The organism is Veillonella sp. Ser01 (assembly GCF_053850375.1).
Window position 1 is genome coordinate 277813 of sequence record NZ_JBSPUA010000002.1, and the last position, 14792, is coordinate 292604.

Here is a 14792-nt window from a genome sequence, read left to right on the forward strand (position 1 = left end):
TATAAGAACGTACACCAGCTGTTCAGACTTCAAAACCAATACTTTGATGAAAAGACGGGGCTGCATTACAAGCTGATGCGGTATTACGAGCTTGAGGCCGGGCGGTTTGTGAATCAGGATCCGATTGGGTTACTTGGAGATTTCGTCATTCCCGGCATTTGAAAGATAGGTGTAACAGGAAAAAATAATATGGTAAATGATAGAATTTCAAGTTTTGTCGCTTTTTTAGAATGTAAAGATCTATCAATCAATGATTTATTGGAGAAACTACTACATTCTAATAGTATTATTCAATATGAAGCAGCAAAAAGACTACAATTTTTTCAGTATAAAGAGATTATTGATATAATCAGAAATAATCTCTTAACAAGTCGATATAGTAAACATAGAGAAATTGCAAATTTTATCTTGGGACAAATACAAGAAAAACTTAGCACCACGGAATTGAAAGAGATTTTCTCCATATTAATTCACTCTATTCAAAATGATAAAAGTATTAAAGTAAAATCATCTGCAATATCTTCCTTAGGACATCTATTTAGAAAATATAATCTAGGAGAAGAAGAATTTCGTACTGTGGAAAATAATATTAGTTCTATTTGGAATATGAATAGATATTCTATAATTATTTCTATTGCATTTAGTTCCGCATATTTCCCAAAAAGAAATTATATAAAAGAATATCTAATAAAAAATCTAAACAGCAAACATCACAAAATTATCTCATGGATATTATATGGATTGAAAGAAAAACATTATAAATCAGAATCAATTGAAAATTTACTAATACATAAACTAAGCCAATTTGGTGAAAAATCCTATATTTACAATGAAATTATTGCATTTTTAATTTCAATTAATTCTGAAAAAGTTATCCCTTATGTTAAAAAGACACTATTCACTCAAAGTAAAATTGATGATGAAATTTATACTGAACTTAAAAATAATCTGTCGGATGAATTTGCAGGATTGAGAAAAAAATTATTAGAAAAATTTAAATAGTTTCTTGTCGTCCGGCTCAACCGCAAGTCTGCCTTCGTCCTTAAAGCGAGTAAGATTAACCGCACCACCGTCGACGAATCTGTCCTACCCGGCCGCCGCCTGCAAAACCAGTATGCCGACCTCGAGACGGGGCTGCATTACAACTTCTTCAGCTACTATGAGCCTGACTACGGAAGATTCAACAATCAGGATCCGATTGGGTTGGAGTGCTAATAATGGTTTATGGGGGGGAAAGGATTAAGAATTTTTTTGAAAAATTTACTCACGGTGGTAAAAAATCTGTTGGTGGAAATTGATGAAATAGATTGATAGTTCATTATGTTAAATGAACATTATTTATATAAACAAGAAAGGCTATTATATGATTGAAACAACTAAAGATATGATTTCTGTGTGGATGGGAACATCTTTAAAAACATCTGATGAATTTAATAAATATACAGATGGAATGGAGGACTCCGATTCTCATTGTCCAGCTTTTGCAGATTTTGGAGTTTCATTTATTGATTCTGATTTTTTTGTGGCATTCCAGACAGATGATGGAGAAATTGTGCCAGTTGAAGTGTTAGCAGAAGAAGTTGGAGCGCACTCCAATAAAGTTATAAAAGATATTGTTAAAGTAGCAAAAGAGAAAGGAATAAATGAAGGCAATTCTTTATACTATTATTCTAATGCAATATTTTATGAAGAAAATCCAGGTAGACTTTACAATGATTTAAAGTTTATAGGAACTTTCAAAGATCCAAGAAAAAAATTCGCTAGTGATAGTGAAATGATCCAAAACGCACCCACTTCGTCTGCGACCAAATCGGCATACCGCGCGAGATGCCGACATTCATGGTAATATATTCCAAAAAAATCATGGAGTAACTCAGTAACCTCATGTTATTAATGCGCATGGCCACCATATTATTTTTAAAGGATCATTTGAACACTCTCCTAGTATGAACATAGCATTTATTCGTTCAAGAGGCATAGCAAACAAATATGATACCCCATTAAACTATGATATTAAAAACATTAATGTTAATAGAGACTGATTGGTGTCAAAATGTCTATGAAAGGAAAATCAAAATGAATATTTTAAGTAATTCTATAATTGAAGATTTAATTCAGAATGTATATAAAGGAGTTACAGAGACATTTAACTATGTATTAGAGAAATATAATTCTAATGATGTTTTTGCTTACTCATTATATATTGATGACTATTGTTCATATCTAGGCTGGGCTGCTAATACTATTTCTCACTACGAAATAGAAAAACTAAACTACCCAAAAGAAGAACATCCTTTTATTAAATGGTATTACCCTCAATTTGCAATAGGGCTTGGCGAGGTTCCTGAGAAAATAGATAGTATATTCAATAATGAGATTCAAAATATTCTTAATGACACAAATACATTAATATCAGAAGATAATTTTGAGCAATATCAGGCGGAAGTATATGATTCAATTATAGAAGGATTTAAAAAAGCGATAGCAAGTGTAGATAAGGAAAAAATAAAAAATATAATATTTTTTGTATCTATTGCAGATAGTGATAATGCTGAAATTATGGAAAATTATTCTGCTGAGCAATTGAATTCATATGAAAAGTTCATTACGTTCAAAAATAGATTTCAAAGCAAGCCGTAGCCTGCATAAAACCTTCACTTCAGTCCTGACGTAGAGCATGCGGTACGCACGTACGCGGTTTCGCCTATCGAAGCCCCATCAAAAGTAAGTCCTACTGGTAGGGCTGTAATGCGGCGCACAAAATCGAAGTAGATATGATAGGGATAAACCAATTGGACCTAGACCAAAATCTGATTATGGTCATGATTGACATAGAAAATTTACATTTAATATCGTTTAACTTTATTGAGGAGTTGTATGCTATGAATTTAGATGCAGTTAACCCAGAATTAGAATCAAAAATTAATGATTTAGTTTGCGAAGCTTATAATAAATCTTTTTTGGAACAAGAAAAATTACTAAAAGAAGCATTTGAGCTAATACCCAAGCCAGTAACTCAATGGGCGCATCCAACTACAATGGTTGCGATTGCATTATTCGACTTATATTATAAAAATCAGAAATATGAACAGGCTGAAGAATGGCTGACTATTGCTTTAAGTGTTGCTGATTTAGGAACAACTAATGCAGGAACATATCTATTAGGCGGTCTTTTTTATTATGATATTGAAAAATATGATGATGCTTATAAATATTTCGATATTGCTTATAATGATGCCGGGTATTATCCATTTAGCATAGAAGACAAAAAATATTGGGAATTTTATAAGCAACGTAAAGAAGAATTAAATCCTAAGAAAAAAAATAAAAAGTAAGATTCGATATTTTCAGACGACCTCTACCAAATTGCCGCCCCCGACAGCGGCGTACGGCTGCTGGTTGCCAAAGTCGATTCTGGCAAACGGCGATTTGACCGCCGTTTATGGACGTGACGGCAAAAACTAGCGATTTCGCCTACCGCAACCATATCATGGTCGATTACAGGCATAAGCGCGACGGGGTGTACGAGATTTACAAGAAAGGTTTAAAAAACGTTTGAGTAAGTCCATATCTGTTGGACGATGTTCATCTACCAACTCGCCCAAACGATTAGATTAGGAGAATATTATGAAAAAATTACTAGTATGGGGATATGCTCTACAAAGTATGGATAAAGCAGAAAAAATGGGGTTGCCACGAGTAAGTAGTGGAGCTGTGGGTATATCAGAGAAGTTTAACCCTAAGAAAACGCATCCTGATTTTGACTTTCCCTGGAGTTGGTTCGTAAAGGGGCAAGAAATTCCTCCAATGCCTGAAGAGGTTTATGTCTGCTTAAAGAAAGCAAGAGGTGTTATTTTTGATTTTCTTCCATATAATGATTTCTTTATCATGTCAGCGCGTTTTTTGGAATTTATAAAAAAATATGGGTTTGATCATAATTTTGGAATGAGTAAAGCAATTATTGTCAATACAAAAGGCGAGCTATTGACGAATGAAATCTATTATTTGGTAAGAATAGTTGATTGGGAAATTGAGGATGAAATTATTTATCCTGATCTAGGAATGGATGAAGAAGGTTTTTCGCTAGAGGCATATACTAATTCAGATAAGGATATTTTGTTGTCTTCCAATTATAATTATTCAAGAGCATTTATGGTGTCAGATAATTTAAAAGACAAAATATTGGAAAACTTTTCTTTGCCTTTTCTTTATTCTTTGGAAGAGTGGAAGGAATTGAACAATTTAGACAGCTTTTGGGATTAATATAAATCAAAAAAGTGTTGGATGAACTTTTTTCCATCCTAACATCTACTCCCTCTCTCGTGGGAGAAGCAATTACTAAATCTACTCGGTGGTCTGGTCGTCAAACGCATCATAAAATTCCGGTAGAGATGTTTAATAATTCTTCACTGTTACAACGGCTAGAAAAACAAGGATTATTTAAACTTAATGGAAAAGGTAACGGAATTATGTTACCGGAATCTCTATCTAAAGAGACTACCCGTTCTAAACATAAGGGCTATCATAGAGGATATAACCAAGCAATTATGGAAATAGTAGATAATATTGATAAAAATTCTAAATGTGATAGAGAAAAGGCTAGAAAAATTCAATCATTACAATCCAAAATTCATAAGGCACTTAAGTCAGGAAGTATGTCTTTATATAAACCGACAACAAAACAAGACTGGATTAATTACTTAACATAATAAGGGGTAGCATTATGAATATAATATTAGGATTTATAAAAAATAATTTATTAGAAGTATCAGGTAATTTTCAAAACAGCCGATGGAAAATTATTCAAGATATTTCAGTAGCACAAAGATATGCATATCAACAGTATGATTTAGAGACTGTTTGGGCGGATTCGCGCGAATCAAACTCACTAATTTTAAAGCTATCTACAGATGAAGATGACAATTTTTGGGATGAATATGCTGTTCCTGCAATTGAAAAGAAATTAAATTCCTTGAACTTAGAGGAGGGATTAAAGGATAGTTTATTTAGTGATATAGATGCTGATTTATTTAATTGTTATTTAAATAACAAATATAAGAAAAATCATCCTTTTTGGAATATGATAGAAGATGCTTATTTTAAAGGGTTTTGGCCTTGTGGATGGGAAGGTAAATATCCTGAGGGGAAGCTTGTCGTTTTTAAATTAAACAAGCACTAAGTCAAAGTTACAAGTATTTCAAAGAACTAGGAGCACTTTAAAATGAATAAACGTGAATTAGAAGCCTTATATACTTTAAATGATCCTGCTACTAGCCAAGCTATAAAAATGTTACCTCCAGAGTGGCATAGTTTATATCCTTCATATCTTCAATTTTTAGAACTAAGCAATGGATTATTTGGAGATGAGATAACCCTTTTGGAGGCCGAGGAGATCCAACAAAGGAATATTGACTATGAAGTAAAAGAATATTTGCCGAATTTTCTTATGATTGGAGATAATGGTGGAGGGGTTGCCATTCTGATGGATAATAAAAATCAAAATATTTTTGCTGTCGGCATGGGAGTAATGAGTGAAGACTCCTTAGAAAAAATATCATCTTCTTTAGAAGACTTTCTATTAGTAAAAAAAGGAATGTTTAATTATTTAGAAAGCTAGTTCTAGCCCGCGCACCCCAAAAACACAGGTTGGGTACCCCCAAGCAGCCATAGCCTGCATAAATTTCCAAATTTACAGGCACTTAAAAAGCCCGCCAACAAGCCCACTACTACCCAAATGGAAGAAAATCTTATTCAAAAAAGAAATAATGGGAATGGTGCATTTTCTTGGAAGCCCTACAAAGATAATGTAACCGAGCAACATAGGAAATAGTATCATGACAACTTTAGAAGATAAAATCTTTACTTTAAAACAGAATCATTTAATGAAAAAAATGAAAGAAATTCATTTTTTAAATCATTTAATTTCAGATTCTGAAAAAATTATTCCATATCCACTCTCATGTGAAATAATAAATCGTACTTTTACCTCCTATAGAAATATAGAATTATTAAAAGAAAAATTTAGTTTACCGATAAAAAATGAAATATTAAATTCTTTTGGATCAGAGGAAAATGATATTGCTTATGTATACTTTTATGGAGGAATAAATGATTCAGCTGAAATACCAATAGAATTATTCCCCTTGTTTATTATCAAAATAAAAAATATTAGCAATTGGCTAGAATTAATAAACAAACCTAATTTTTATTGCTTAAAATTATTTAGTAATAAAATAGATAAAGTTATCGATATATCTCTACTCGACAATGAGGAAGATGTGTTATCTATTTCTATTGGAGTGAACGCAAATAAATAAACTATTCCAGTAGAAGCAATTCTTTACCTTGTATAACTTAAAGGAGTTTCCCATGAAAGAATTGTTAGAAAAACTTGAAAATAATAGGTTTATTTATAAGGTAAGAATGGATCTTGAATTCGATGTAAAGGACTATCAAGAATTATTAAAAATTTTAAATGAAATAAAGCATTATACTCATAATCATGATCTAATTGAAAAAAGACTAGCGTCTATTTTATATGAAATACCGAAATTAACACATATTTGGTATCTCAATTTAAAAGACGATCCAAATAAAAATGAATCTTCTATTGTTAATCAACTTGAAGAAGCATGGATAGAGTTAGATTCAATAATTGGAGAAGAAATTCTTGGTCAAGGACAATAAATTCCTCTTAACAAACACAGATTGTGGCTCGAATAATAAGTTACATGTTTAGCAAAACCTTAATAAAACATTAAGGTCGTTTGAAAAAAATATTTTCAGATGACCTTGATACTATGACTAACAACTATCTCAATACTATAAACGGATAAAACAAAAGTACTTTGTAAAAGACATATTGATCCAAAAGGGACAGGATATGGAAAATATCCACATATAAATATTAGATGTCTGGATGGAAAACAAGTGCGTATTAATATTAGAGGAAAATAGATGTGTTAAATTTAACTAATTTACAAACAAAAGGATATGATGAATTTATTAAAATTGATGGAGAAGTTTTTTATCAAGTATTTGCTATTAAGAAAAGTAATGGAATTTATATTACATATTACTATACGGTACCCAAAAATAAATTGGATCAGGCTGAAGATTATGAGATAGAAGAAGTCAACGAATTTAATGAATTTGAATTAGCTATAAAGCATATTCAATCAAAAGGAGCAAATCTTTCAAGATTTAATGTATTTAAAGGTAACAAACCTCTTTAAGACTATTTTTATCCAAAAAATACTGACAAAGATATGCCTGGGAAAATGTCGGTCAGCTATCAGCAATGAAACTAGCCTGATGCGGGTCGGTTTGTGAATCAGGATCCGATCCACATGCGTTTAAAAGTTGATTATGTTGGTAAACGAACCGTATCTCATTATGATGTTTATAAACAAAATAAAACTGGAGAACTTTTATTAAGAAGAAAAATTCTTCTGAATTTATTAGAACAGGAATTGGTTGCGATGATGCGGGACAATTTAATTGAAGTAACATTTTATATGGAATCAAATGATTATATTAACATGAGAGAAATAGACAAAATACTTAATATTAAAAATGCCGAGTTTTATAGTAAGGGAGATTTATTTACCTCACCAAACAAAAAGGTTCAATTTATAATTGAACACTCTTACTATTCTTTTGGTATAGATAAAGAGGAAAATTTAAATGAGAAAATTAATAAAATTATACAAAAAATAGAAGACATAAAGAAAAATTTAAGCTATATATTTAAAAAATATGAACTAAATAAAGAGCTTATAATTTACAGCTGGGCCAACGATGAGGCTACTCGTGAATATAAAATCTCCTTAAATCAAATGCAAGTATTATCTGAGTTAGGTATAGAATTAAAAATCATTCATTATAATTTTTAGTAAGCGTGGGCTTGGTCGAGTTCCACCAAATATCAAGAGTATCTAAAATCAATTTTCAGACGATCTTTTTCTTATCCTATGCCTTCCTCACTTGCTTCAACTACAATGAAAACAACCAAATCAGCCTCTACAACGAAGTCATTACCGACATCGAGTACGATGATTCCAATTCCGATGCAGAGTACAAACAGCAAGCTGTAGCCTGAACAAAAACTTTCAGTCCTAAGGAGTATTTTATGAAAATCAAAGAATTAATTGAAAAATTAGAACAAAAAAGTAGCCATCAATTTTTGAAAGCAGTATCAAAACCAGAATTTACTTTTTCTTTGCCAAAAGATTTAGAATTCTTTTATGAAAATTATGAATATGCTATTCTCAATATTGATACTTCTTGTGAGATAAGAATCAGTTCACTTTCAGAATTGCAACCAACAAACCAAATTCTATATCCAGCTGATGATGTTATTTGGGAGGAGTTGGCAGATGATATCAGTAATGATTGGTTCATGATTGCATCTTCACAAGAGCTAAGTCAATATATCAGTATAGACTTAAACAAAAAAAGATTTGGTTTTTGTTATGATAGTTTTATAGAAACTCATGCTACACCTGATGAGTCTCCCATTATTGCTAAGTCATTTACAGAACTACTGGAGAAATTGGTTTCCAATGAAAAAGAATGGTTTTGGTTAGATTCTTCATTTCAAAGCTATGGTGATGCTTATGAAGATGAATGAGTAAGTTGTAGCCCTTATGAAACCCTCGATCACAACAAAGCGTACGTTTGGAGCGCACGTAAGTAGTTTTTAAATTTCAACCCTAGGAAGGATTTAATCCATGATTAAAAATTTAAAAATTAATGACGGTAAAGCTACTGCTTTAATATCTTTATCGCCTAGTGATATGCAACCGTATGATATACCCATTTTTATTGATGATGAATCAGGAGATATACAAAGAGAAAGCCAAATTTATCCAATTCTTGATAGGGTAGAAAGCTTTTTTAAACGAATAAACATTGATGATTTAATAAGAGACATTTCAATAGAGATTAATCAAGCTTGTTATGAGCAAAGTGATTATGAACCAACAAAATTAGATAATAAAGAATTAGCAAATGATTTAAAAATTGTCAATATTACAGCATATTTTGATGATTTAGTATTTATATACCATTCTGGTTCGTTTCTTCCTGATATGGAAATATCTGCTCAAATAACTTATGAAGGTGAATTAGAAAATTTGGAAATATATGATAAATAGCAAGCTGTAGCTCGCATGAAACCTTAAATCTTGACATAGGGCGGCACGCGGTTTCTGTTTTCAGACGGCCTCGAAGAGGAAATCGGATTCGTTTGGGACGGTAGCCATTTGCTGCAGGAAGTTCACCCAGACGGCAGGTATACATATATCTACACCGACCAAGAATCCTACGAACCGCTGGCGCAAGTCCGCAATTGGACAACCGAAGAAGGCGAAAGCCAACAACAAACCCACTACTTCCACTGCGACCAAATTGGCATACCGAGAGAGATGACTGATGATGAAGGCACCTGGTTTGATTCGGGGATTATTACGTCTGGGGCAAACTGAAGAATGAAACTAACATATCCGGAATTGCTCACCAACCCTTTCGCATACAAAAACAGAACGCTGACCGTGAGACGGGGCTGCACTATAACTTTTTCAGGTATTATGAGCCGGAATGTGGAAGATTTATCAACCAAGATCCGATTGGATTGGCTGGTGGTAGTAACCTCTATTGGGCTTTACAAAACAGTCAAATGTGGGCTGACCCATTAGGGTTAAGTTCTAAAAAATCGCCTGGAACATGTAATGATCCATGTGCAGGACAAGATCCTGCCGGTGAAGCGGCTGGCTGGCAAGGAAGTAAGGACTATCCAGGTGTGGATAATTGGAAAAATGTTGTCCTAGAAAAAGGGACAATATTGTTTACACTGTATCCACATGGGCCGGCAGGTATGGCTTCTGCCCCTGGGAATTATTTTGTTCGAGGATACGCTGTACGTTCTGCAAGAGGAAATGCCAGAGCATTTAACGATTCTGTACAGGTGAGACATAGTGGAAATGCTACTGCCGCACGTGACATGAGAAAACAATTACATATATTTGTAGTAGAAGAAGATATTTGCGTAGGAAAATCAAAAGCAAAAGCAAATAAAAAATATGGCGATGGGGGAGCAACCCAATATTATATTCGAGATATGGATAAACCGAAATTAACAAGTACTGGCAACCTTCGATCTTTCAGGAGGTAAAATTACATATGAATCAAATTAAATTATTTATACAACAAAAAAACATTGTCATCAATAATCTCTCCTTAAACTTTAATGATATTAAAGAGATTAAAGAAAAAACTAAATTAATAAATTTTAAAAATATACAAGAAGGTATTTATTTATTTCAAGAAAATATTTATTACCTTGGAGAAGAAGGAAAAATATTTATCGACATATACAAAAAGGAAATTGATATCTTATTTAATGACTATTTTTATTTAACTAAAAACATCTTAGAATCAAAAATTATTCAAAATTTTCTTAATTTATATCCTCCTTTAAAATCATATTGTGTACTAAAAAGTGCTCCAGTACTCGAATTTAAAGGCCCTGAATTGGCATGGAATTCCCTTTTGGTCATCTATGACTCCAAACAGGCGTCAATAAGGCTGAATATTTCATTCTAAAATACTACAGTAAAATAATAAGAAGTATTTATGAAAAAACCATACGAAATACACTCAGATTTTTTTTAGAAAATGATTGCTTCAGACTGGTATGAGAATAGAGAAATTATTTTAGATTCTCTACCCCACCATTTAGAGGAGTTACCTGATAATGTAAAAAAATTTCTAAGAGAAATATGGTATTTAACAATTAGTTATGACGCTTATTATCGTAGTAATGGACGCATCTTTCTATCTACGGTACTGCATAACTTTGGGGAAACCACATCATGGTCGAACACAGCCAGCCCGACGGACTGGTGTCTTGCTACGAATAAGACCGTTACGATCCCGACGGCAAAGTGCTCAAAAGCAGCAACTACCTAGGTGAAGAATGGACGTTCGACTACCGCAAAGACCATACCGTCGTTACCGACACTTATAATACTCAGGGAATATTCCGTCCAGCTTCTTCTTGGCAGACACACCATTTAATTCCACAGGCAGTTTGGAAAGAAAACAAAATATTTTTTAATAGTTTCGGCATGAAAGGCAAAGGATTAGGTAGAGATAGTTGGACTAACGGTTGAGCAAGTTCATATCTGTTGGAGGATGTTCATCTACCAACTCACCCAAACGATTACCTTAGGAGGGGATTATGAAAAAGTTATTAGTATGGGGCTATGCTCTGCAAAGTATGGATAAAGTAGAAAAAATGGGATTACCACGAGTAAGTTTACAAGAAAGTTTGAAAAAACGGTTGAGTAAGTCCATATCTGTTGGAGGATGTTCATCTACCAACTCACCCAAACGATTAGATTAGGAGGAAATTATGAAGAAATTAATGGTGTGGGGATATAGCGCACAAAGTTTAGATGAGTTAGCGAAAAGAAAAGTGCCTAAGGTTTCCTTAGGGGAAGTAGGGATATCAGAGGAATTCAACCCTAAAAAAACGCATCCTGATTTTGACTTTCCATGGAGTTGGTTCGTAAAGGGGCAAGAAATTCCTCCAATGCCTGAAAAGGTTTATGTCTGCTTAAAGAAAGCAAGGAGTGTTACTTTTGATTTTCTACCTTATGGCTACAACTTCTTTATCATGTCAGCGCGTTTTTTGGAATTTATAAAAAAATATGGGTTTGATCATGATTTTGGTATGAGTAAGGTTATTATTGTCAATACAAAAGGTGAGCTATTGACAAATGAAGTCTATTATTTGGTAAGAATAGTTAGCTGGGAAATTGAGGATGAAATTGTTTACCCGGATTTAGGAAGAGATGAAAAAGGTTTTTCGCTGGAGGCATATACTAATTCGGATAAGGATATTTTGCTGTCTTCCAAATATAAGTATATGGAAGCATTTATGGTGTCAGAAAATTTAAAAGAAAAAATATTAGAAATGTTCTCCTTGCCTTTTCTTTATACTTTGAAGGAATGGAAGGAGCAAAATGATTATGAAATTATTGGATTTGATAAATTATAATAAAAAGGAAACTTAAATGTCAAAATTACTTTTTACTTCTTCTAAAACGCCACATAGTATTGGTTATATTGGAGGAGGAGCTGAACATATTCCGTTAGAATTATGGCCTAAAGTTCCAAATTCTGATACCTATCAAACGCATCTATTTACTCTTTATTCTGACTTTTTACCTGAAAATGTATTCCCTCGCAGAAATTATTATATCTCTGTTTTTATTTCCATAGAGGAGCATGCACTGGGAGGAGTAAAAGACTCTATTTCATCCAAATATACTGTTAATTGTCAGGATGATTTAATTTTACTAAATGATGGTTTTAGTTGCGCTGTCCTTTATGAAAGGGAACAAGCTATCAACAAGCAAGATTTAGGAAATATTTCTTTAGAAAGAAAATTTTTTGAAAGACTTGATGAAGTTGATAAAGAAGCAGATGAGAAATACAATGAAGACGAACATTTATTCTTTGAAGATAATGGAATGGGTTTGGATGTATCCAAAATTTTTGGCAATCCTTATTTTGAACAAGATATAATATATCCTTCTCCTAAGTTTAATTTTTGCTTGCAATTATTAGAAGAAGATATAGATAAAAAGTTACATATTTTTCAGAATGGTATTGGTTATTTTTATTATGACCAAAATGTTAAGAAAAAACTTCTATCTGGAAGTCAAGCAGGTATTTTCTTTATTCAAAATACTTAAGAATTATCATAAAACCTTCGTCTTGATGTAGTGTATGTGCGGTATGCACGCAAGCGGTTTTTGCTTTTTAGACGACCTTTGTTGTATTGCGTTCAACCGCAGCTATACCTACGACGCACTGGGCAACCTAATCTACCGCCAGTTGCCCAATGGTGAAAACTAGTATTACAAATACGACCTAGAAAACCAACTCATCCACGCCGAAATCAAAAAAGCCGCCAACAAATCCACTACTTTCACTGCGACCAAATCGGCATCCCGAGAGAGATGACCGATGATGAAGGTAATCTGGTTTGGTTCGGCAACTACACTGGCTGGGGTCGTCTAAAAGAGGCAAGCAAAGTAACGGATAGCGCATACCAGCCATTCCGCCTGCAAAACCAGTACGCTGACCGTGAGACAGGGCTGCACTATAACCTGATGCGTTATTACGAGCCTGAGGTGGGGCGGTTTGTGAATCAAGATCCGATTGGATTGTGGGGTGGGACAAACTTCTATCAGTTTTCGATGAATGCGCTGGGAGGGGTTTATCCATTAGGGTTAGCTAGAAAACCAATTAGCAGAAGGCTAAGAAGGTAGTAGAACTGGGCAATTGGGGCAAAAAAATGGAAAATTAACAAAATTAGATCCCAAAACAGGTAAACCTATACAAATTAGAAGCTATGATGTAAAAGGAAACCCCGTAAAAGACATCGACTTTGATCATAACCATGGTTTTGGAGACCTTCATGCACGTGACAGGAAATATCCATCAGATAAAGCACCAAATAAAGTCCGAGGAGAAGGATGAGTATTAACAAAAATGGAAAAACTTAACTTAAAATTTGGCAAATGTGCACAAGTATTCCCTGGATTAAGTAGCTTAACAACCAGATTTATAAGTGGAGTAAGTCTTTTGTTATTGCCTAATTCAATTAGCCAATGTCAAGATTTAGATTTTCCATGAAAAATCCAGATAAATGTGGGGCAAAAAAGAAATGAATATACATGACAAGGAAATTGTTGGTTTTTTATATAAGAAAAATAATCAATTACTCGTATTACTTTCATCTGATGAAAATAATATCTTTTTTAATTCCGTAATTTTTTTTTCATTTTAACAATGTTTCGGACCAAAATATTATTTTTGATATATATGAATGGGGAAAAGAAGATATTCCAAATGAAATTATTAAACTTTTTCCTTGTATAAATCCCTTTATAGAAGATAAAGAAATATATAATTTTCATTATATAAATTCATCTGTTGGACTAGAGGGTATTGTTATCACTAAAAAATAACATTTCTGCGCAAAATATCGTTATGCTGAGATACTACTGACGTTAAAGAGACCTTGACCTACGATAACCGGCTATCAGAAAAACGACTTAGAAGCTTCCAATGACAGCAGCTATTACTACGGCTACTTCGATGACCTGGCCCACTGGGAACTAGCCAACGGAAAAGTGCAGAACTACTTCTACGACCTGCATGACCAACTGGTTAAAGCGGAATTCTTTAAAAAAGATGGTACGAAAGAAACTTGGGTGTACAGCTACAATGCCTTGGGCAGAAGGATAGGCAAAGGCCATCTGAGAAACGAAGACGTTTCAGACGGCCTTGAAGAAGAAACCGGATTTGTTTGGGACGGAAGGTATACCTATTTTTACACCGATTCCGACAGTTACGAACCTTTGGCGCAGGTATGCAACTGGATAACCGAAGAAGGTGAAAGCCGCCAACAAAACCACTACTTCCACTGCGACCAAATTGGCATACCTAAAGAGATGACCGACATCTACGGCAATCTCTTATGGTACGGCGAATATACCGCTTGGAGTCGTATGAAAAAAGATGAGCGGGTTTATAAGAAAGCACATTCCAAGAGAGCTTTATAAAAAATTAGGTTTAAAATTGGAGAAAGTAAGATGAAAAAGTTACTGATTGGAATGATTGAAACTATTTTGCTTTCGACAGGAGCTTTAAAAATGTCACAACCACTAAAAAAAATACTCAATATAATGATTTGACTGTTAGATACTATTTAG

Annotated in this window: 23 protein-coding genes and 1 pseudogene; all 24 read left to right on the forward strand. The window is 33.4% G+C overall.

Annotation, left to right across the window (positions count from 1 at the left end; genetic code table 11):
- Positions 1-18: 18 nt before the first annotated feature.
- The 24 genes and pseudogenes from ACWTVK_RS05105 (at position 19) to ACWTVK_RS05220 (ending at position 14642) form a co-directional block, all read left to right on the forward strand.
- The gene (locus ACWTVK_RS05105) at positions 19-162 is read left to right on the forward strand and encodes an RHS repeat domain-containing protein (protein ID WP_456046296.1); all 144 of its coding nucleotides are present in this window, start codon (positions 19-21) and stop codon (positions 160-162) included.
- A 27-nt stretch (positions 163-189) separates the two neighbouring features.
- Positions 190-1002 (forward strand): hypothetical protein, encoded by an 813-nt coding sequence (locus ACWTVK_RS05110; protein WP_456046152.1) that lies wholly within the window; start codon positions 190-192, stop codon positions 1000-1002.
- 99 nt (positions 1003-1101) lie between these two features.
- Positions 1102-1215, forward strand: coding sequence for an RHS repeat-associated core domain-containing protein (locus tag ACWTVK_RS05115; RefSeq protein ID WP_456046297.1), 114 nt, complete (start codon positions 1102-1104; stop codon positions 1213-1215).
- A 148-nt stretch (positions 1216-1363) separates the two neighbouring features.
- Entirely contained in the window at positions 1364-1846 is a 483-nt protein-coding gene (locus tag ACWTVK_RS05120; RefSeq protein ID WP_456046153.1) for an immunity 22 family protein, read from the forward strand.
- A 230-nt stretch (positions 1847-2076) separates the two neighbouring features.
- A complete protein-coding gene (locus ACWTVK_RS05125) occupies positions 2077-2640 on the forward strand; it encodes a DUF4303 domain-containing protein (protein ID WP_456046154.1) in 564 nt (187 codons plus the stop codon).
- A 242-nt stretch (positions 2641-2882) separates the two neighbouring features.
- Complete coding sequence (locus ACWTVK_RS05130) at positions 2883-3335, forward strand: tetratricopeptide repeat protein (protein ID WP_456046155.1); 453 nt, start codon at positions 2883-2885, stop codon at positions 3333-3335.
- Between the two features lie 292 nt (positions 3336-3627).
- A complete protein-coding gene (locus ACWTVK_RS05135) occupies positions 3628-4263 on the forward strand; it encodes an Imm43 family immunity protein (protein ID WP_456046156.1) in 636 nt (211 codons plus the stop codon).
- 17 nt (positions 4264-4280) lie between these two features.
- A complete protein-coding gene (locus tag ACWTVK_RS05140; protein ID WP_456046158.1) occupies positions 4281-4709 on the forward strand; it encodes an AHH domain-containing protein in 429 nt (142 codons plus the stop codon).
- Between the two features lie 14 nt (positions 4710-4723).
- A complete protein-coding gene (locus ACWTVK_RS05145; RefSeq protein WP_456046159.1) occupies positions 4724-5179 on the forward strand; it encodes a hypothetical protein in 456 nt (151 codons plus the stop codon).
- 42 nt (positions 5180-5221) lie between these two features.
- Complete coding sequence (locus ACWTVK_RS05150; protein ID WP_456046160.1) at positions 5222-5617, forward strand: SMI1/KNR4 family protein; 396 nt, start codon at positions 5222-5224, stop codon at positions 5615-5617.
- A 217-nt stretch (positions 5618-5834) separates the two neighbouring features.
- Positions 5835-6317, forward strand: a complete 483-nt coding sequence (locus tag ACWTVK_RS05155) for a hypothetical protein (protein ID WP_456046161.1) — start codon at positions 5835-5837, stop codon at positions 6315-6317.
- 52 nt (positions 6318-6369) lie between these two features.
- Positions 6370-6687 carry a hypothetical protein gene (locus tag ACWTVK_RS05160; protein WP_257846849.1) on the forward strand — a complete coding sequence of 106 codons (318 nt, stop codon included), beginning with the start codon at positions 6370-6372 and terminating at the stop codon, positions 6685-6687.
- A 272-nt stretch (positions 6688-6959) separates the two neighbouring features.
- The gene (locus ACWTVK_RS05165; RefSeq protein ID WP_456046162.1) at positions 6960-7235 is read left to right on the forward strand and encodes a hypothetical protein; all 276 of its coding nucleotides are present in this window, start codon (positions 6960-6962) and stop codon (positions 7233-7235) included.
- 114 nt (positions 7236-7349) lie between these two features.
- On the forward strand, positions 7350-7895 hold the full coding sequence (locus ACWTVK_RS05170) for a DUF4279 domain-containing protein (protein WP_456046163.1): 546 nt from the start codon (positions 7350-7352) through the stop codon (positions 7893-7895).
- Positions 7896-8131: 236 nt separating this feature from the next.
- Entirely contained in the window at positions 8132-8632 is a 501-nt protein-coding gene (locus ACWTVK_RS05175; RefSeq protein WP_456046164.1) for an SMI1/KNR4 family protein, read from the forward strand.
- Positions 8633-8732: 100 nt separating this feature from the next.
- The gene (locus ACWTVK_RS05180; protein WP_456046165.1) at positions 8733-9158 is read left to right on the forward strand and encodes a hypothetical protein; all 426 of its coding nucleotides are present in this window, start codon (positions 8733-8735) and stop codon (positions 9156-9158) included.
- Positions 9159-9266: 108 nt separating this feature from the next.
- Positions 9267-9488, forward strand: coding sequence for an RHS domain-containing protein (locus ACWTVK_RS05185; protein ID WP_456046166.1), 222 nt, complete (start codon positions 9267-9269; stop codon positions 9486-9488).
- Positions 9479-10174, forward strand: a pseudogene (locus ACWTVK_RS05190) (RHS repeat-associated core domain-containing protein); the annotation flags it as partial. The gene ACWTVK_RS05185 and the pseudogene ACWTVK_RS05190, both read left to right, overlap by 10 nt.
- Positions 10175-10182: 8 nt before the next feature.
- Positions 10183-10605, forward strand: coding sequence for a hypothetical protein (locus tag ACWTVK_RS05195; RefSeq protein WP_456046167.1), 423 nt, complete (start codon positions 10183-10185; stop codon positions 10603-10605).
- 637 nt (positions 10606-11242) lie between these two features.
- On the forward strand, positions 11243-11407 hold the full coding sequence (locus ACWTVK_RS05200) for a hypothetical protein (RefSeq protein ID WP_456046168.1): 165 nt from the start codon (positions 11243-11245) through the stop codon (positions 11405-11407).
- 9 nt (positions 11408-11416) lie between these two features.
- Positions 11417-12064: an Imm43 family immunity protein gene (locus tag ACWTVK_RS05205; RefSeq protein WP_456046169.1), complete on the forward strand. Its 648-nt coding sequence runs from the start codon at positions 11417-11419 to the stop codon at positions 12062-12064.
- Positions 12065-12080: 16 nt separating this feature from the next.
- A complete protein-coding gene (locus ACWTVK_RS05210) occupies positions 12081-12764 on the forward strand; it encodes a hypothetical protein (RefSeq protein ID WP_456046170.1) in 684 nt (227 codons plus the stop codon).
- A 225-nt stretch (positions 12765-12989) separates the two neighbouring features.
- Positions 12990-13343 carry an RHS repeat-associated core domain-containing protein gene (locus ACWTVK_RS05215; RefSeq protein ID WP_456046298.1) on the forward strand — a complete coding sequence of 118 codons (354 nt, stop codon included), beginning with the start codon at positions 12990-12992 and terminating at the stop codon, positions 13341-13343.
- Positions 13344-14210: 867 nt separating this feature from the next.
- On the forward strand, positions 14211-14642 hold the full coding sequence (locus tag ACWTVK_RS05220; protein WP_456046171.1) for an RHS domain-containing protein: 432 nt from the start codon (positions 14211-14213) through the stop codon (positions 14640-14642).
- The last annotated feature ends 150 nt before the right edge of the window (positions 14643-14792 follow it).